The sequence below is a fragment of the Pseudomonas sp. UBA6562 genome (genome assembly GCF_002434265.1).
Lineage (GTDB): Bacteria > Pseudomonadota > Gammaproteobacteria > Pseudomonadales > Pseudomonadaceae > Aquipseudomonas.
In genome coordinates, this window is sequence record NZ_DJJS01000009.1 from 134,784 (window position 1) to 151,659 (window position 16,876).

A 16,876-nucleotide genomic window follows, 5' to 3' on the forward strand; every position below is an offset into this window, starting at 1 on the left:
AATAAAACGATCTATCGATACCCTGAAAGAGATGAATCATAGCGAAATAATCGCAACGGACGCATGCCAGAATGCTTTCGACTTCTGGAGATCGCCATGAACGCATTCGTCCAACTCGACACCCCTGCCCGCCCCGACCATTTCGCGCCCAGCCCCGCCCCCCTGTGCGTGAGTTACCGCATAAAGGTCGAAGCCGAGCCCGACAGCCTGTGCCGCATCCTCAACCTGTTCGCATTGCAATCGCTGACGCCCCACGCGCTCCAGGCCAGCCAGCAGGACGATCTGCTCACCGTGGGCATCGAGGTGGGCGGCTTGAGCTGGCCGCGTGCCGAGCTGATCGCACAGAAGATGCGTAACCTCGTTTGCGTGGCTGAGGTGACCCTTCAGGAATCCGGCAAGATTCAGCAAAGCCATTGCGCCATGTGACCGCATGAGGCGGGCTACCGTTGGGCGACTCTTCCCCGGCAAGGATGCCCACGATGTTCTCCACGCCCGACCACAATCTCGACCTCAACCGCCTGCTCGATACCCTGCTGGCCGAGCAGCGCCTGTCGGCCACCACCGCCCTGGCGGTGCTCGACGCCGCCAAGCACCAAGCACGGACGCATCCGCTGGAACTGATCGCCAGCCTGGCGCAGGACGACCCGAGCGCCACCCTGGACCTCGAAGGTTTGTGCCAGTGGCTGGCGACCAAGGTCGGCCAGCCTTACCAGCACCTCGACCCGCTGCAACTCGACTTGAGCCACGCCGCGGGCCTGGTTTCCACGGCCTTCGCCCAGCGCCACGGCATCCTGCCGGTCGCCGCCGACGCCAGCGGCATCACCATCGCCAGCGCCCAACCCTATCAACGCGAGTGGGAGGCCGACCTGCTGCGCAGCCTGGGCCGGCCGATCCATCGGGTGATGGCCAACCCGGTGTCGATCCGCCAGATCGGGGCGGCTTGCGGGCAACTGGCACGGCAAGTGGCCGGTGCCAACCATCAGCACGGCGCAGGCGTGGCGCAACTCGAACAACTGCTCGCCAAGAACCGCACCCTCGACACCGCCAGCGCCGAAGACGCGCACATCGTGGCCCTGGTCGACTGGATGCTGCAGTACGCCGTGGAACAACGCGCGAGCGACATCCACCTGGAGCCGCGGCGCGACAAAGGCCAGTTGCGCTACCGCATCGACGGGCTGCTGCACCCGGTCTATGCCTTCCCCACGGGCGTCACCCTGGCCGTCACCAGCCGCCTCAAGCACCTGGGGCGGATGAACGTGGCGGAGAAGCGGCGCCCGCAGGACGGCCGCCTGCACAGCCGGCTGCCGAGCGGGCAGGAGATCGAGCTGCGCTTGTCGAGCCTGCCCACGCCGTTCGGGGAAAAGCTGGTGCTGCGTCTGTTCGACCCGCAACAGTTACAACAAGACTTCACCCGGCTGGGCCTGGAAGGCGCGACGCTGCAACGCTGGGAACACCTGCTGCGACAACGCCAGGGCATGATCCTGGTCACCGGCCCGACCGGCTCGGGCAAGACCCAAACCCTGTACGCCAGCCTCGACCGCCTGGCCTCGCCACAGATCAACCTATGCACCATCGAAGACCCCATCGAGCGCCTGTACCCGGCGCTCAATCAACTGCAAGTGCACGCCGCGCTCGATCTGGGTTTCGCCAGCGGTGTACGCGCCCTGCTGCGCCAAGACCCTGACGTGATCATGATCGGCGAGATACGCGACCAGGAGACCGCCCAGGTGGCGATCCAGGCTGCGCTCACCGGGCACTTGGTGCTCTCGACGCTGCACACCAATGACGCGTGCAGCGCCATCACCCGCTTGCAGGAACTGGGCGTGGCCACCTACCTGATCAAGGCCACGTTGGCCGGCGTCATGGCCCAGCGGCTGGTACGTACGCTTTGCCAGCAGTGTCTGGCCCAGGCGCGGCGAGGGAGCGGCACCTGCCCTCAGTGCCGCGGCACTGGCTTTCACGGGCGCACCGGACTGTTCGAACTGCTGGTGATGAGCGACCCGCTACGCCAGCACATCGACGCCGACGCGGACGTGCAACGCCTGCGCCAGCTGGCGGCCGGCGAAGGGCTGCGCAGCCTGCGTCAGTGCGGTGAAGACAAGGTGGCCGCTGGCATCACTACCGAGCAGGAGGTGTTGAGGGTATGCGCATGAGCGTATTACGGGCAGGGCTTGAAGCCTGCGCCTGACAAAGACAAGGGAAAAGACCCACGAATCAAGGCAATGGACGTCATCGGCAGACATGGGTATGATTGCGCCCCGTTGCACTCGTAGCTCAGCTGGATAGAGTATTGCCCTCCGAAGGCAGTGGTCGTGGGTTCGAATCCCGCCGAGTGCGCCATCTTTCCTCCCCTTGTGTCACAAGGGGTCAGCGTTTTCGACAGCATCCCCGCCCAGTCTGCCCTGCCGTCTTGCCAGGTATCGCCCAGCTTTGAGCACGGCAGGACCGGCAACGATCGGACTACGCACACCTCAAGCAATTACGCCCAGCACGCTTGGCCTCGTATAGCGCGGTATCAGCCGACCCTATCAAGGCGCCTGCACTGACGGATGGCGCCACGCCCTCGGCCAGGCCCAGGCTGATGCTCACCCTCGCTTGGTTGCCCAGCACCGGATGAGGCACGTTCAGCTCGTGTACCGCTGCGCGAAGCGCCTCGGCCAAGTTACGGGCTTGGTTCACATCGGCATCTACCATCAGAATCAGCATCTCCTCACCGCCGAAGCGGAACGCCAGCGCCCCCGCCGCCTGCGCGGTCTGGTGGATGGTGCGGCTCAACAGCTTGAGGCAGGTGTCGCCTTGCATGTGCCCATAGCTGTCGTTGTAGGTTTTGAAGTGGTCGATATCCAGCAGGATCACGGCCACGCGGGTAGGTGTGTGCAGCGCCCGTTCCCAGACCGAAGCGATGAATTCGCCTTGATAGCGCCGGTTGAACAGCTGGGTCAACGGATCGGTTCGGGCCATTTCGGTCAGCTGTTCCTGCAGCAACCGTCCGCGCAAGGCGAACAGATAGCTCAAACGGCTACCCCGCTCCAGAAAATAAGAAGCCATCAACAGCAACACCGCCGTCGAGACATAAAAAATCGCATTGGCCTGCCAGATCACCGTGTCCATGAACCCGGCTACCCAGGTGGTCACCAGCTGGATGACCAGCATGCACCCCAGCGCGGCAGCCGCGTAGCGCACGGGCAATTGCTGGATCACGGTGCAGTAGACCATCAGCAACGACATGCCCAGCTGGTAGTGGAGCCGATAGGGGCTGGCGCTGTGGATCATCACCAACAGCGGCATGAGCGACGCCAGGACCGTACCGGTGGCCGAGACCGTCTCCAACGCCCAACGGGCGGTCAAGCGCTGGCTGATCAGCAGCATGAGCACGATCATCGGCGTGATCAGGCCCACCCGCCCCAGTGCGACGTAGGTGAACAGGTCGTTCAGTGCCAGCCAGTCGCTGATGAGAAACAGGTTGTAGACGCACGCACCGCCGATACCGACGGCCGTCAGGAAGCGCAAGCGTCGCTTGCGTGTGTCCATGTCGTAGCGACGCTCCAGCTCATCGTCGAAACGCAGGCGCATGCCGCCCGAAGTGATTCTGCGCTCGACCGCCTTGAGGACTTCCAGGTTTTGCGGGCGAGGGCTGTCGGGGACGAGGGCGAGCATGTTGCACCAATGGGAACGAAAGGATTCCACTTCAGACCACAGCAGTGATGACTTAATGCTATCAACCATGAAGATTTTGCATGCCTGCGCAAACGTCGTCCTTGCGCATCGAACCTTTGTCTTCCTGCTGCTCTAATGCCCCATGTCGACGCGTCACCGCTCATGTGCCGTGTATCAACAAGGAGTAGATGGACATGATCATCGGCATCGACCTGGGCACCACCAACAGCCTGGTAGCGGTCTGGAACGCAGAAACCGCGCAGCTCGTTCCCAATGCCCTCGGCAAGCTGCTGACGCCCAGCGTGGTCGGCCTGGACGACCGTGGCGAACTGATCGTCGGCGACGTCGCCCGCGAGCGCTTGCAGACACACCCGCAAGCCACCACCGCGCTGTTCAAGCGGCACATGGGCAGCGCCCGGGAAACCCTATTGGGCGAACGCGCCTACCGTCCCGAAGAGTTGTCGGCCCTGCTGCTGCGCAGCCTCAAGGAAGATGCCGAGCGCTACCTGGGCGAGCCGGTGACCGAAGCGGTGATCAGCGTGCCGGCCTATTTCAGCGATGCCCAGCGCAAGGCCACGCGCGTCGCCGGCCAGTTGGCCGGGCTGAAGGTCGAGAAGCTGATCAACGAACCCACGGCAGCGGCGCTTGCCTATGGGCTGCACCACAAGGGAGAGGCCACGTTTCTGGTCTTCGACCTGGGCGGCGGCACGTTCGACGTGTCGGTGCTGGAGCTATTCGAGGGGGTCATGGAGGTGCGCGCCAGCGCCGGGGACAACTTCCTCGGCGGTGAGGACTTCGACGACCTGCTGGTCGCCCACGTGTGCGCCGCCGCGCATGCCCAGCCCTTGCCGACGGCAACCGAAGGCGCATTGGCCCAACGTCTGCGCCGTGAGGCGCAGCGGGTGCGCCATGCGCTCGGCCAGCAACCGCATATCACCTTCACGGTACGCGACGGCGAGCGCGAATGGAGCCTGCCGATCACCCAGGACGATCTTGCCCGCCTCTACCAACCCTTGCTCGATCGCCTGCGCGCGCCGATCGAACGGGCCTTGCGCGATGCGCGCATCAAGGCTGCCGATCTGGACGAGGTATTGCTGGTCGGCGGTACGTCGCGCATGCCACTGGTGCGACGTTTGGTGGCCAGCCTGTTCGGACGCTTTCCGGCCATGCAGCTCAACCCCGACGAGGTGGTGGCCCAGGGCGCGGCCATCCAGGCAGCGCTCAAAGCCCGGCACGCTTCGCTCGAAGAGGTGGTGCTGACCGATGTCAGCCCTTACACCTTGGGCATCGAGACGACGTCCAGTGAAGGCCAGCGCCGCATCGGCGGCCTGTACCTGCCGATCATCGAGCGCAACAGCGTGGTGCCGGTCAGCCGCGAACAGACCGTGTACACCATCGACGAAGCGCAGACGGTGGTCAGGGTCCGCATCTTCCAGGGCGAGAGCCGCCTGGTGAGCAACAACATCTTCCTCGGCGAACTGGAAGTGCCCGTGCCGCCACGCAAAGGGGGCGATGTCGGCATCGAAGTGCGCTTCACCTATGACATCAACGGCCTGCTCGAAGCCCAGGTGCACATTCCGCTGACCGGCGAGCAGCGCACCCTGGTGATCGAGAATAATCCCGGCGTGCTCAGCCCCGAGGAGATCGCCCAACGCCTCGATGCCCTGGCGACGCTCAAGGTGCACCCACGCGAGCAACAGGTGAACAGCCTGTTGATGGCGCGCCTGGAGCGCCTGTACCAAGAGAGCCTGGGCGATACCCGCGAATACGTCGCCGAGCTGGCCAAGCAGTTCCAGCATGCGCTGGAGCGGCAGGACGAGCGTGCGTTGCGTGAAGCGCGGGTTGCGCTGGTGGAGCGTCTGGAACACCTCGAACGCCGTCTGTGAGGGCTGATCATGCATCTGAAAACCCTGGGGCTGGCCCACGATGCCGACGAGCGCGCCATCAAGCGCGCCTACGCGCGGCTGCTGAAAGTCCACCGCCCCGACGAAGACCCGGCTGCGTTTCAGCGGCTGCGCGAAGCCTACGAAGGCGCGTTGGAGCATGCCCGCTGGCGCGAGCAATGTACCGAGAACGAGGACGATGTCGAGGGTGTGCTACCGTGCCCTGACGACAGCGCCACGGATGCAGACGTACCGCAAACGTCGCCCACCCCCGTCCACCCCATCGAAACGATGGGTGACGCCGATGAGCCGCTGTCCGCAGGACCACCCATGGCCACGGCTGCGCCGGACATCGCGGCATCGGTCGAGACACTGCTCGACGGGGACCTCGACCAGGGTCTGGCCCAGGCCCGTCAAGCCGGTTTGGAAGAGGCATTCGAGCGCCACCTCCTACGCCGCTGTGTGCAACGTACGGACTTTGCAGTGCTCGACTGGGCACAGTCCAGGCTGGGCTGGCTGAGCGCCGCACAGGCGCCTCACCTGCCCACGGGCGAGCTGGAAGTGCTCGCCGACCGGCTGGCCACGCGCGCGCTCGGTCAGCTGCGCGAGGCAATGGCGCAAGCTCAGCATTCGCACGCGCTCGAACTCATGCACACGGCTCTGGCCAGCGTCTGGCTGGCGCCACTGGACCGCCGTACGCGTTTCCAGGCACGCATCGCCGACCTGCTGCTGCACGCCGAACACTGGCCACCCGCTTTCTTCGAGCAGGTCTGCGCGCTGAACGGCTGGGACGAAACCCTCGGCCATCTGCCTGGCGATGCCAGCCAATGGCAGGTCTTGAGCCAGCGCCAGGCTAGCTACCAGTGGGAGGCGTCGTTGCGCGAGCGCCTGGCCCTGCCGCCTGCCGATGCAGCGCAGCGAGCCGCCTGGTTCCTGTTCGCCGACCTTGCGCCGGCACAACGTCGGCAGTGGGCCGATCGTTTCACGCTCGAAGACTGGCAAGCCTGTGCAGGGCTCGAAGAGGTGTTGGCGATCCATCCGCAGCTGCCGGAGCGCCTGCAACGCCCCCCCTTCGTCGACTGGCGCGCCTGGTCGCCGCGCGGTTATTGGGGCTGGGCGCACGTGTACACGATGTTGCTGCTGTGGTCCGTGTTGAGCGTGACGATGCTGACGCACCGGAACACGCGCGGAGACGACAGCCTGCTGTTGACGGTCGGCATGCCGCTGGCGCTTGCCCTGTTGCTGGTGGGGGTGGGCCACTACGCGTGGCGACTGTGGTCGAAAGTGGCACGCGCACGGGTGTTGGCCGATGTCGGGCTCAGCTTGCGTCTGCTGCCTGGAGGCTTGGTGCGCCAGGGCAATGGCGTGCTCTTGTTGCGCCACCTGCTGCCCTGCCTGCTGCTGGCTGCACTGGTGTCCGTCTGGTCCCTGCAGCTGCCGCCTGTGGGTTGGGTGCTGGGGCCGTTGACGCTGCTCGGCGCGATCCGCTTCGTCGATGTGGTGACGCGCGGCGATTCGCCTGCCGCCTGGCTCCAGCGCGTATGGCGGCATGTGCCGCTCAGTGGCCCTGTGCTGAGGCAGGGGTTGATCATGCTGGGCGGGTTGCTGCTGATGATCGTGTTCAGTCTGATCTTCACCTGAGCGGTGATGCTTAAGGCGCTCGAAGACAGAAACCGGCAATCGAAACCCCATGGCGTTTTTCAATCGGGTCGATGCCGTTTTCTGCGTTGTGCCCTGGCGCGCCGTGCACGATGCTTGCGCAACCGGCGCGCGCTCGTCGACCCCACTTCCGCAGAGGCTCCCATGAAAAACGTCGAACAAATCCTCAAGGCCAAATCCGAGCACCAGACCGCCTACACCATCGGCCCGGATGAATCCGTGCTCGAGGCGCTCAAGCTGCTGGCGGAGAAGAACATCGGTGCGCTGCCGGTGGTGGAAGACGGTCAGGTGGTCGGCATCTTCAGTGAGCGGGACTATGCGCGCAAGCTGGTGCTCAAGGGGCGTTCGTCGGCCGCGACGCCGGTACGCGAAATCATGAGTTCGCCTGTGGTGACGGTGGAGCCCAAGCAGAATCTCGAATACTGCATGAACTTGATGACCAATCGTCATCTTCGCCACTTGCCGGTGGTGAGCAACGGGGAGTTGTTGGGGCTGTTGTCGATCGGTGACCTGGTCAAGGAGACCATTGCCGAGCAGGCGGGGTTGATCGCGCAGTTGGAGCAGTATATTCGCGGTGATTGAAAGTGGCGGCGGGTGCAGTTTTACAGCAATAAGTGATTTCGTTTGGATCAGGGCGGCTTTGCCGCCCATCGCGACTGAAGTCGCTCCCACAGGTTGATCACGCTTGAGCCATCACGGCGCTAATGGATCGACATATGGGTAAAGACTCAGTCTTTGTGCTTGTGCAGCGCCACGTTGAGCTGGTCGATCATCACGATCCAGTCCGAATCGGCGATGTAGTTTTCCTTCAGAAACGCGCGCTGGGCATCGGTCCAGAACGGCGCGTCGACCAACTTGACGTCGTTGTCCAGCGGGCCGTGGGTGGTCAGCCAACGGTCGATTTCGACGGGGTCATCGTTCAAGCCCAGTTGTTGGAAGATTTCGGAAAAGGGATGAATTGGTGCGTCCATGTTGCCTCCTCTGCGCCGGCCCGAAAGGTCGGAATACGCCGGCTGGTTGACGTCGAGGCGGGCGATTGCCACACCCACTTCAACGTAGACAGCGGCGCACTGGGCGCAGGTTCCTGAAATCTTCCGCTCGATAGCCGACCGGACAGCTCAGAGGGGTGCGCGGCGTAGGGTTGCGATGAAGGCCGCGGCGCCCAGGAACAGCCCGGAGAAGGTGCGGTTGAGGCGTTTCTGCTGACGCGGCGTGCGCAATAGCCGCAAGACCCGCGAGGCCAGCCCCGTGTAGCCCGCCATGACCAGCAGATCGACACAGACCATGGTGGCGGCGATGGTCAGGTACTGCGGCAGCAGTGCGGCGTGCGGGTCGATGAACTGCGGCAGCACGGCCAGCATGAACACCAGCGCCTTGGGGTTGCTGACATTCACCAAAAAGCCACGTGCCACCAGCACCAGCGGCTTGCCCAGCGGGCGGACGCCGGTATCGTCGCCCATGTCCATCGGCAAGGCGCGCCACTGGCGGTAGGCGAGGTAAACCAAATACCCCACGCCGAACCACTTGATCACCTGGAACGCGGTGGCCGAAGCCGCGAGGATGGCGCCCACGCCGGCGGCGATCACGGCGATCTGCATCAAAAGCCCCAGTTGCAGGCCCAGCGCGTTCCAGTAACCGCGCCAGAAGCCGTATTGCAGGCCACTGGACATCGAGGCGATGGCACCGGCGCCCGGCGAAAGGCTGATCACCCAGGATGCGGCGAAGAACGCCAACCAGGTTTCAATGGACATCGCACACCTCGTCTGAAATTTTTACAGGCCGTTACGCTAAGCGGGCGTGGAGAAAACCGCCAGTGTTTTAGCGCCTGCCGGCCCCCGTCCCGCCGACCGCAGCGGCACGGGGTGGATTTCACGACAAGGCTTCGAGTTCGGCCTGCATCGACTCCAGGGTTTCCAAGGCTTCCATCCACGCCTCTTCCAGTTCGCCCTCACGCTGCTTGAGCGTGGTCTGGCGTGCCAGCAGCTCGCGCAACTGGTCCTTGCGCGCCGCCTCGTAGAGGCCGCTGTCGCCCAGCGCGGTTTCGATCTCGGCGAGCTGGGTGTGCACCTTGCCCAGCTCGGCCTCCAGCTTGTCGGCGGCCTTCTTGTGCGGCGCCAGCTGCTGGCGCAGGGCGGCGGCGGCCTGGCGCTGGGCTTTCTTGTCGGTCTTGTCCGGGTTGACGGTGCCGGACACGGCCGGAGCACTGCGCTGGCGGTAGTCGAGCAGCCAGCGGCTGTAATCGTCCAGATCGCCATCGAACGGCTCGACCTTGCCTTCGGCCACCAGCAGGAAGTCGTCGGTGGTGCTCTTCAGCAGATGCCGGTCGTGAGAGACCACCACCACGGCGCCGCTGAATTCCTGCAGGGCCATGGTCAGGGCCAGGCGCATTTCCAGGTCGAGGTGGTTGGTCGGCTCATCGAGCAGCAGCAGGTTGGGCCGTTCCCAGGCGATCAGGGCCAGGGCCAGGCGCGCCTTCTCGCCACCGGAGAAGTTCAGCACCGGCTCGTCGACACGACCGCCGTGGAAGTCGAAGCCACCGAGGAAATCGCGCAGGGTCTGCTCGCGCTCGCTGGGGGCCAGGCGTTGCAGGTGCAGCAAGGGGCTGGCCTTGTCGTCGAGCGAGTCGAGCTGATGCTGGGCGAAGTAGCCCACGGCCAGGTTCTCGCCGCGCACCAGGCGGCCGGCGATGGGTTGCAGCTCGCCAGCCAGGTTCTTGATCAGGGTCGACTTGCCCGCCCCGTTCGGGCCCAGCAGGCCGATGCGCGCGCCGGGCACCAGTTGCAGCTTGACCTTGGCCAGCACCACTTTGTCGGCATAGCCGAGTTGGCCTTCGGACAGGTCGAGCAGCGGGTTGGACAGCTTGTGCGATTCGCGGAAGACGAAGTCGAACGGCGAATCGACATGGGCGGCGGACAACTCTTCCATGCGCTCCAGGGCCTTGATCCGGCTCTGCGCCTGGCGGGCCTTGGTGGCCTGGGCCTTGAAGCGGGCGATGTACTTTTCCATGTGCGCGCGCTGGGCCTGTTGTTTCTCGTAGGCCTGTTGCTGCTGTACGAGGCGTTCGGCACGGGTGCGTTCGAACGCGCTGTAGCCGCCTTTGTAGAGGTTGAGCTTGCGCTGTTCGACGTGCAGCACATGGTCGACCACCGCATCGAGGAAGTCGCGGTCGTGGGAAATCAGCAACAGCGTGCCGGGGTAGCCCTTGAGCCAGTCTTCGAGCCAGAGGATGGCGTCGAGGTCCAAGTGGTTGGTCGGCTCGTCGAGCAGCAACAGATCGGACGGGCACATCAGCGCTTGCGCCAGGTTCAGGCGCATCCGCCAGCCACCGGAAAAGTCGCCGACGCGCCGGTCCATCTGCTCGTTGCTGAAGCCCAGGCCCGCCAGCAGCTTGCGCGCACGGGCATCGGCGGTATAGCCGTCGGCGCTGTCGAGTTCACTGTGCAGGCGCGCCAGGGCGGTGCCGTCGTGGGCCTGCTCGGCGGCCTCCAGCTCGCGCTGGACCTGGCGCAGGCGCAAGTCGCCATCGAGCACGTAGTCCACGGCCACACGGTCGAGGGTGTCGACCTCCTGGCGCATGTGCGCGATGCGCCAGTCGCCCGGCACCTGGCAGTCGCCGCCATCGGGCGACAGTTCGCCGCGCAGCAAGGCGAACAGGCTGGATTTACCGGCGCCGTTGGCACCGATCAGGCCGGCTTTGTGGCCGGTGTGCAGGGTCATTTCGGCGCTGTCTAGCAGGCGCTGAGGACCACGCTGTAAAGTGAGGTTCGATAGTCTGATCATGATGGTCGCGGAGTCTACCAGCTTCCTCGGCCCTTTAGTGCGAGCCCCAGCATGCCTACCGATCTATGGAATTTCGCCCTGGCGTTGTACGGCCTGAACGGCGTCGAAACGGCTTGTCTGGCGTTGCAGGAACAGGGCGCCGACGTCTGCCTGCTGCTGTGCGCGACCTGGTTGCAGGCGCGCCGCGTGGCGCCGAGCGAAGGGCGTGCGCAGGCACTGCGCGCGGTCTGCACGCCATGGCAGGAGCAGGTGGTGGCGCCGCTACGCGAACTGCGGCGAAGCTGGAAAGCGATGGCGCAGGACGACTCGGCGCTGGCCAGCCTGCGCGAGCGCGTCAAACAGTTGGAATTGGACGCCGAACGGACGCTGTTGCAGCGTCTGGCGTCCTGCACCGCCCAATGGCCGGTGGGCGATGGCGGCGATTGGCTGGCATGGCTGGCACCGCCAGCCAGCCAGCACCACGACGCGCTAGCGCTGCTGCGCGTCGCGGCGCAAACCCTTTACGCGTCGGACGACTGAGCCGCGCCCGCAGGCGGGGCGGCTTGGCCGTCAGCTGGTTTGGGCTCCGCTTCTGCTGCGACCGGCTTGACGGCAGGCTTGCGCGGTGCCGGCTTACGTGGCGCCGGCTTTGCGGCAGCTTGGCCCGCAGTCCCTACGGATGGGCCGCCGGCTTCGCTCACCGTCTCGAGCGCAGGACGCGGTACGCGCTTCACCGCAGGCTTGCGCGGTGCCGGTTGACCTGCGGCTGGCACCGCGGCGGCGCTGGAGGCCGGCGTGCTGGCGGTCGTTCTGCCGGCTGCCGGCTTGCCAGGGGCCGGCTTGCGCGGCACCGGCTTGGCAGGCGTGGGTTTGCCCGGTGCCGGCGCGGCTTTGTTCGGAGCGTCGGCAGGGCCGGCTTTGGCATCGGTAGTGCGTTGTTCCAAAGCCTTGGCCGCCGCTTCGCGGACTTTGCCGACCCCTTGGGCCAACTTCAGGCTTTCTTGCGCATCGCGCTTGAGTTGCTGGATATACGTACGGGTTTCCGATTGGCGCTGCTTGAGCGAGTCGAGCAGTTCTTCCAGTTCGCCAGCGACTTTCTGCGCCTTGCCTTGTGCCTTGGCTTTGCCCGCCTTCGCCGAATCCTGCAACTTCGCGCGCGCGTCGTGGAGTTTGTCCTGGGCCTTGACCCGTTGCTTCTCCAGTTTGCTCAGCAGTTTCTCGGCATCGGCCAGGGCTTGCGCACAGGCCTCTTCCAAGTGTTCCAACAAACTGTCCGACAGTTGTTGAAGCAGGTGCAACGGCGTACTGACGGGTTTTTTCTTTGCCGACATGATGGACATCCTGGCTGACGAAAGTGCGACTCATACTAAGCCTCTGCTGCCTGGCCTGCTAGAGCCCTGCATCAATGGGCTTGCACTCAATAGGGAGTAACGCTGGCATACTTGCCGCTCGATTCGAGGAGCTTGCCGTGTCCCGTCATCTGATGTTCGCTCTGTGCCTGTGCCTACCGCTGGCAGCGTTCGCCGCCGATACCCAGCAAACCGATCGGCACGACCTGGCCTACAGCCTGGGCGCCAGCCTGGGCGAGCGGTTGCGCCAGGAAGTGCCCGATCTGCAGATCGAGGCGCTGCTCGAAGGGCTTGGTGACACATACCGTGGACAGCCGCCCAAACTCGACCAAGCGCGCATGCAAGTGCTGCTCGAACGGCACGAAGCACAGACCGCCGCGTTGGCCGAACAGGCGCAGATCGACCAGGCCCAGGCGAGCGAGCAACGCTTCATGGCCGAGCAGCGTGCCCGCCCCGGCGCGCAGGCGCTGGCCAAAGGAGTGCTGTATGAAGTGCTGGCGCCCGGTACGGGCGCGCAGCCGCAGCCCAACGGGCGGGTTCAGGTGCGCTATGCGGGAATGCTGCCGGACGGCAGTGTGTTCGATCGGAGCAAAGCGGCGCAGTGGTTCAACCTGAGCTCGGTGATCGAGGGGTGGCAGCTGGCGCTTCCGGCCATGAAGGTGGGCGCCAAGTGGCGCTTGGTCGTGCCTTCGGCCCTAGCCTACGGTGCCGAAGGCGCGGGAGACCTCATCGCGCCCTACACACCGCTGGTGTTCGAAATCGAATTGCTGGATGTCGCGGCCTAACGCTACACCTTCAACGCTTCTTCTTCCTTGTGCGCGTTGTGCAGCACTTCGATCAGGCAGTCTTCGAGCTCGAAGCGTTCGCGTAACAGGCTGCCCAGCTCACCCAGCTTTTTGGCGAAACGCTCGTTGTCCGTGCATTTGGCCTGCTCGCAGTGGTCGTTGAACGCCAGGGCGATCTGGGTGATTTCGTCGATGCGCGGGTTGATCTCGTCGGCCAGACGCAAAGCGCGGTCGTCACCGAATGCCTTGGCTTCGTTGATCAACTGTTCGCAGATACCGAAGTGCCAACCGGACACGTAGTCGACGAGGATTTCGCAGAAACCGGTGTTGTGCTGTTTGTCGGCGAAAGCCGGTTTGGCGTCGCGCAGCGCTCTGAAGGATTTGACCAGCTCATGGCGTTCTTCCAACCAGCGATCGATCAGCTGGTGAACCCCGCCCCAGCGTTCCTGGGCATTCTGACAACTCTCTAACATGGCGGTCTCGTCCCTTGTGGATGGATGCCCCCGCACCAGGCGCTGCCACCGTGCAGCACATGAATGACATCAGTAGAAGGGCATCGAGCACGTGTATTTTTCAGTGTGCGATGTGGGAGATTATTCCCGCGCGTCGCGGCCATCAAGGTACGCAGGGCACTAACTTCATACAAGCGTTTAATCCGCACGCAAGGCACCGCCGGTCGACCGCTCTGGTCTGGACGGCTCAGGTGAACTGGTTGGTCAAACGGCGAAAGCGGTAGCTCAGCAGGTAGGACAGCGGTAGGCATGCCAAGCCGAGGAACGCCAGCAGGCTCCACTCCGGCAAGGTCAGGTCGAGAAAACTCCAACGGATCGGCGAGCAACTCGGCACACCCAGCAACAACTGCTGCAGCAGTTGCTTCAGGGGCAGGTCGAGCAGCGCCGTGAGCGGTACCGAGCAGGCCTGCGCCGTTTCATAGCTGCCTTGCAACCAGACCTGGCGCGCCGCCAACCAGCCCCCTAGTGCCGCACACCCCGACAATCCGAGCGCATAGCGCCGCGCGCCGCGCCAGCCCGGCGCATGGATCAGCGCGCAGACACCCAACAGCAGGTAGCCCACGAGCAGGAAACGCTGGCTGTAGCACAATGCGCATCGTTCGAGACCGGCTTGGGGAAGCAGGCTCAACGAGCCGACCAGAAGCATCAGCGAGCCTAGTACAGCGGGAAAGAACAAAGTACGCAGCCGAGACAGCGACATGACAGGTGACATTCCCGGAGATGAAATAGTGGCTTGAGACGGTAAGGAAAGATGTCCTCTGTTTCAAGGCGCTACAGAGCAGACAAGTCGCTTAATCTCCGAGAAAGGAGGTAAGAAAATGTAGGAAGTGGCCTAGGACAATACGTAACTCATTGCGTTACGCCTAGGAAAAATAAACAAGCCCCGACTCCCCTGGCCTGGGGAGCCGGGAGGGTCGCTCAGGCGCGTACCGTTTCGGGCAGTGGCAACGCCAACAGGCGCTCGTCCAACAGGTTCAGCCCTTCCTGGAACAACTGATTGCTGCGCTCGGTTTCGCCCAGGGCACCCAACAAGCGGGCGAGCTCGGCACAGGCTTCGGGGTTGCGCTCCAGGCGCAGGCTGCTTTCGAAGTAGTCGCGCGCTTTGCCCCACAAGCGGTTCTGCAAACTCAACCGGCCCAGCGTCAGCAGCAGACTGGGGTCTTGCGGATGGTCTTTGAGCCAGCCTTCGGCCGTGTGCAACTGACGCACCGGATCTTCGCCGCGGACCAGCCCGTATGAGCGCGCCAGATGGCTTTCGTATTGACGCTTGATGGCGGCACGCAGTACCCGCTCCGACTCGTCCTGGGCACCGGCCTGACGCATCTGCTCGGCATAGGCCAGTACCAGTTGTGGCTCCTGGCGCTGCGCGGCGGTCAGTTGCTGCCAGGTACGTTCCAGTGACTGGCGCGCCGTGTTGCCCTCTTCGCCGCGGGTGATCGCGAGGCCCAGGTTCTGCCCCCACGCGCGTTGCTCCAACAGAGCCAGCTCGTTGGCCGGCAGCGCCTTGTGCTTGCGCAGGTCGGGCAGCAGGCGAACCAGAGCAGGCCAGTCGCCACGCTCCAGGTACAACCGCTGCAACAGGCGCAGTACCTGCACGTTGTTAGGGTGGCGTTCCTGCATGGCCTGCAGCGTGTCGAGCGCGCCGTCGTTGTCGGCGCGGTCCATTTGCAGTTGCGCATGGGCCAGGGCGATGGCCAGTTCCGCATGGGGCTGACGTTCCAGCGCACGCTCGAGCAGGTTGTCGCTCTCCTGCGTCTGGCCCAATTCGTTGGCGGCCCGAGCGGCGCCGAGGTAGAACAGCAGGGGCTGGCGCTCGGCTTCGGCGGCGCGGCGTAGGTGCTTGTGGGCACTGGCCCAGCGGCCCTCGGCCAGGTCCAACTGACCCTGCTCGATGGCGACGCGTGTGCGACGGCTGCGGTTACGCCGCGACCAAGGGTTGATCACGCCAGTGGAAGTCAGCAGCAAACCGATCAGATAGCGCAGCAAGCCGAGCACCAGCACCACTACCAACAGCGCGCCCAACGCCGCCCACAGGCCGGACTGGTAACGGAAACCGCCGTAGGCGATCATCACGTAGCCGCTGTGCTTGGCGATGGCGATGCCCAGCGCCGCCGCAACGACGATCGCGAAGACCGCCAGCAGGTAGACGCGCTTCATGGCTTGGCCCCTTCGTTTTCGCTTGGCTGGTTGCGACGCTGGATGTAGGTCTGCACAGCCGCCAGGCTTTCGCTCAGGTCGGGCACCTTGACTGCCACGGGCTGCTCGGCCAATTGGTTGAGGCTTTCGAGCATGGCCTTGCTTTGCGGGTTGTCGGGGTTGAAGTTGGCTACCAGCACGCTGCGTGCCTCGTCCAGGGCCTTGTCATACACGCTGGCCTCGCCATTGAGCGCAGCCCATTGGGCTTGTTCGAGAGTCAGGCTCAAAGCCAGGCGCAGTTGGTTCAGCGACTGTCCGGCGAGCAGCGGCTTGACGTTCTTGTCGGCATCGAACTCGACCTGGAAATACTTCGAAACCTGCTGCCCCCAGCGTGACAGGCGGGTCGCCACGTCGCCCTCGCCCTTCAGGGCGCCCATGGCATCGGCGTTGGCGTCGAATTCGGGCGTCTGCGCGCTCAGTTGCGCCACTTGCTCACGCTGTGCGGCCAGCTTGAGGAACAGGCCAGTGCGGTCGGGTTGTTCGAGGCTGTCGAGCGCGGCCTTGCTGCGTGCCAGCTGCTCACGGGCGGCGAATGCGCCAGGATCGCTGTGCTCGCGCAGGATCTGGTCCGCGCCTTCGACCAGAGCGCGGGCGCTGTTGATGTCCTGCAAGGCCGACAGGCGCAGGGTGGCCAGGCGCAGCAAGTGCTCGGCTTCGGCCAGGCGCCACTCCTTGCGGCTTTCGCCCAGCACGGTCTCGACACGCTGCCCCAGCCGCTGCTGGTCGCCCTGAAGCTGCGCTACCAGGCGGCGCTGATCTTCCAGGACATTGGCCGCCGGCAGGCTGGCCAACTGCGTGGTGATCTGCTGCTCGCGCTGCTGCAGGGCATTGGCGCGCTCGTTCAGCGCTTGCAGGCTCTGCCCCTGCCCTTGTTCGCTGCCTTGCAACTGGCGCACTTGCCATACGCTCCAACCGCCAGCGGCGACGCCTGCCACCCCCAACAACAGGGCCAGGGTCGCAACGCCTGCGCCCGTACGCTTGGCAGGTTTGGCAGGCTTGACCGGCGGGGCTTTCGGCGTTTCCGGCGCCGAGGGCTGATCGTTCTTGGACAAGACAGTTTCGCTCACGTATCCATC

General features: G+C 64.6%; 16 protein-coding genes and 1 tRNA gene. 8 read left to right on the forward strand and 9 right to left on the reverse strand.

What is annotated here, in order from left to right; all coding sequences use genetic code 11:
• The first annotated feature begins 96 nt into the window (after positions 1–96).
• The 3 genes from B4M43_RS19625 (at position 97) to B4M43_RS19635 (ending at position 2,340) form a co-directional block, all read left to right on the forward strand.
• Positions 97–426, forward strand: coding sequence for a hypothetical protein (locus tag B4M43_RS19625; RefSeq protein ID WP_296269142.1), 330 nt, complete (start codon positions 97–99; stop codon positions 424–426).
• Between the two features lie 53 nt (positions 427–479).
• A complete protein-coding gene (locus tag B4M43_RS19630) occupies positions 480–2,153 on the forward strand; it encodes a GspE/PulE family protein (protein ID WP_296269143.1) in 1,674 nt (557 codons plus the stop codon).
• A gap of 110 nt (positions 2,154–2,263) precedes the next feature.
• Positions 2,264–2,340 (forward strand) — tRNA-Arg (locus B4M43_RS19635).
• A gap of 120 nt (positions 2,341–2,460) precedes the next feature.
• Here B4M43_RS19635 and B4M43_RS19640 read toward each other — a convergent pair.
• A complete protein-coding gene (locus B4M43_RS19640; RefSeq protein ID WP_296269144.1) occupies positions 2,461–3,657 on the reverse strand; it encodes a GGDEF domain-containing protein in 1,197 nt (398 codons plus the stop codon).
• A gap of 194 nt (positions 3,658–3,851) precedes the next feature.
• Between B4M43_RS19640 and B4M43_RS19645 the strand changes: the two genes are divergently transcribed.
• The 3 genes from B4M43_RS19645 to B4M43_RS19655 all read left to right on the forward strand — a co-directional run bounded on the left by B4M43_RS19645 (position 3,852) and on the right by B4M43_RS19655 (position 7,781).
• Complete coding sequence (locus B4M43_RS19645; RefSeq protein WP_296269145.1) at positions 3,852–5,543, forward strand: Hsp70 family protein; 1,692 nt, start codon at positions 3,852–3,854, stop codon at positions 5,541–5,543.
• A gap of 9 nt (positions 5,544–5,552) precedes the next feature.
• On the forward strand, positions 5,553–7,181 hold the full coding sequence (locus tag B4M43_RS19650) for a hypothetical protein (protein WP_296269146.1): 1,629 nt from the start codon (positions 5,553–5,555) through the stop codon (positions 7,179–7,181).
• Between the two features lie 162 nt (positions 7,182–7,343).
• The gene (locus B4M43_RS19655; RefSeq protein ID WP_296269147.1) at positions 7,344–7,781 is read left to right on the forward strand and encodes a CBS domain-containing protein; all 438 of its coding nucleotides are present in this window, start codon (positions 7,344–7,346) and stop codon (positions 7,779–7,781) included.
• A gap of 146 nt (positions 7,782–7,927) precedes the next feature.
• On the opposite strand, the gene B4M43_RS19660 is transcribed toward B4M43_RS19655, so the two are convergent.
• The 3 genes from B4M43_RS19660 to B4M43_RS19670 form a co-directional block, all read right to left on the reverse strand.
• The gene (locus B4M43_RS19660) at positions 7,928–8,170 is read right to left on the reverse strand and encodes a DUF2789 domain-containing protein (RefSeq protein WP_296269148.1); all 243 of its coding nucleotides are present in this window, start codon (positions 8,168–8,170) and stop codon (positions 7,928–7,930) included.
• A gap of 147 nt (positions 8,171–8,317) precedes the next feature.
• A complete protein-coding gene (locus B4M43_RS19665; RefSeq protein WP_296269149.1) occupies positions 8,318–8,950 on the reverse strand; it encodes a LysE family transporter in 633 nt (210 codons plus the stop codon).
• A 118-nt stretch (positions 8,951–9,068) separates the two neighbouring features.
• Positions 9,069–10,979: an ATP-binding cassette domain-containing protein gene (locus B4M43_RS19670; protein ID WP_296269150.1), complete on the reverse strand. Its 1,911-nt coding sequence runs from the start codon at positions 10,977–10,979 to the stop codon at positions 9,069–9,071.
• Between the two features lie 51 nt (positions 10,980–11,030).
• Between B4M43_RS19670 and B4M43_RS19675 the strand changes: the two genes are divergently transcribed.
• Positions 11,031–11,498: a TIGR02444 family protein gene (locus tag B4M43_RS19675; protein ID WP_296269151.1), complete on the forward strand. Its 468-nt coding sequence runs from the start codon at positions 11,031–11,033 to the stop codon at positions 11,496–11,498.
• On the opposite strand, the gene B4M43_RS19680 is transcribed toward B4M43_RS19675, so the two are convergent.
• Positions 11,480–12,289, reverse strand: coding sequence for an AlgP family protein (locus tag B4M43_RS19680; protein ID WP_349681660.1), 810 nt, complete (start codon positions 12,287–12,289; stop codon positions 11,480–11,482). The two genes, B4M43_RS19675 and B4M43_RS19680, sit on opposite strands and share 19 nt — an antisense overlap.
• A gap of 137 nt (positions 12,290–12,426) precedes the next feature.
• On the opposite strand from B4M43_RS19680, the gene B4M43_RS19685 reads away from it, so the two are divergent.
• Entirely contained in the window at positions 12,427–13,092 is a 666-nt protein-coding gene (locus B4M43_RS19685) for an FKBP-type peptidyl-prolyl cis-trans isomerase (RefSeq protein WP_296269152.1), read from the forward strand.
• A 2-nt stretch (positions 13,093–13,094) separates the two neighbouring features.
• On the opposite strand, the gene rsd is transcribed toward B4M43_RS19685, so the two are convergent.
• The 4 genes from rsd to B4M43_RS19705 all read right to left on the reverse strand — a co-directional run bounded on the left by rsd (position 13,095) and on the right by B4M43_RS19705 (position 16,867).
• Positions 13,095–13,565 carry a sigma D regulator gene (gene rsd / locus B4M43_RS19690; protein ID WP_296269153.1) on the reverse strand — a complete coding sequence of 157 codons (471 nt, stop codon included), beginning with the start codon at positions 13,563–13,565 and terminating at the stop codon, positions 13,095–13,097.
• Positions 13,566–13,791: 226 nt separating this feature from the next.
• Entirely contained in the window at positions 13,792–14,304 is a 513-nt protein-coding gene (locus B4M43_RS19695) for a disulfide bond formation protein B (RefSeq protein ID WP_296269154.1), read from the reverse strand.
• 218 nt (positions 14,305–14,522) lie between these two features.
• Positions 14,523–15,761, reverse strand: coding sequence for a heme biosynthesis HemY N-terminal domain-containing protein (locus B4M43_RS19700; protein ID WP_296269155.1), 1,239 nt, complete (start codon positions 15,759–15,761; stop codon positions 14,523–14,525).
• Positions 15,758–16,867 carry a uroporphyrinogen-III C-methyltransferase gene (locus tag B4M43_RS19705; RefSeq protein WP_296269156.1) on the reverse strand — a complete coding sequence of 370 codons (1,110 nt, stop codon included), beginning with the start codon at positions 16,865–16,867 and terminating at the stop codon, positions 15,758–15,760. The genes B4M43_RS19700 and B4M43_RS19705 overlap by 4 nt, the downstream gene beginning before the upstream one ends.
• Between the last annotated feature and the right edge of the window lie 9 nt (positions 16,868–16,876).

Excerpts from the sequence above, each read along its gene's own strand:
- B4M43_RS19625 (WP_296269142.1), top strand. The coding sequence starts at position 97 with ATGAACGCATTCGTCCAACTCGACACCCCTGCCCGCCCCGACCATTTC.
- B4M43_RS19630 (WP_296269143.1), top strand. The coding sequence starts at position 480 with ATGTTCTCCACGCCCGACCACAATCTCGACCTCAACCGCCTGCTCGAT.
- B4M43_RS19640 (WP_296269144.1), bottom strand. The coding sequence starts at position 3,657 with ATGCTCGCCCTCGTCCCCGACAGCCCTCGCCCGCAAAACCTGGAAGTC.
- B4M43_RS19645 (WP_296269145.1), top strand. The coding sequence starts at position 3,852 with ATGATCATCGGCATCGACCTGGGCACCACCAACAGCCTGGTAGCGGTC.
- B4M43_RS19650 (WP_296269146.1), top strand. The coding sequence starts at position 5,553 with ATGCATCTGAAAACCCTGGGGCTGGCCCACGATGCCGACGAGCGCGCC.
- B4M43_RS19655 (WP_296269147.1), top strand. The coding sequence starts at position 7,344 with ATGAAAAACGTCGAACAAATCCTCAAGGCCAAATCCGAGCACCAGACC.
- B4M43_RS19660 (WP_296269148.1), bottom strand. The coding sequence starts at position 8,170 with ATGGACGCACCAATTCATCCCTTTTCCGAAATCTTCCAACAACTGGGC.
- B4M43_RS19665 (WP_296269149.1), bottom strand. The coding sequence starts at position 8,950 with ATGTCCATTGAAACCTGGTTGGCGTTCTTCGCCGCATCCTGGGTGATC.
- B4M43_RS19670 (WP_296269150.1), bottom strand. The coding sequence starts at position 10,979 with ATGATCAGACTATCGAACCTCACTTTACAGCGTGGTCCTCAGCGCCTG.
- B4M43_RS19675 (WP_296269151.1), top strand. The coding sequence starts at position 11,031 with ATGCCTACCGATCTATGGAATTTCGCCCTGGCGTTGTACGGCCTGAAC.
- B4M43_RS19680 (WP_349681660.1), bottom strand. The coding sequence starts at position 12,289 with ATGTCGGCAAAGAAAAAACCCGTCAGTACGCCGTTGCACCTGCTTCAA.
- rsd (WP_296269153.1), bottom strand. The coding sequence starts at position 13,565 with ATGTTAGAGAGTTGTCAGAATGCCCAGGAACGCTGGGGCGGGGTTCAC.
- B4M43_RS19695 (WP_296269154.1), bottom strand. The coding sequence starts at position 14,304 with ATGTCGCTGTCTCGGCTGCGTACTTTGTTCTTTCCCGCTGTACTAGGC.
- B4M43_RS19700 (WP_296269155.1), bottom strand. The coding sequence starts at position 15,761 with ATGAAGCGCGTCTACCTGCTGGCGGTCTTCGCGATCGTCGTTGCGGCG.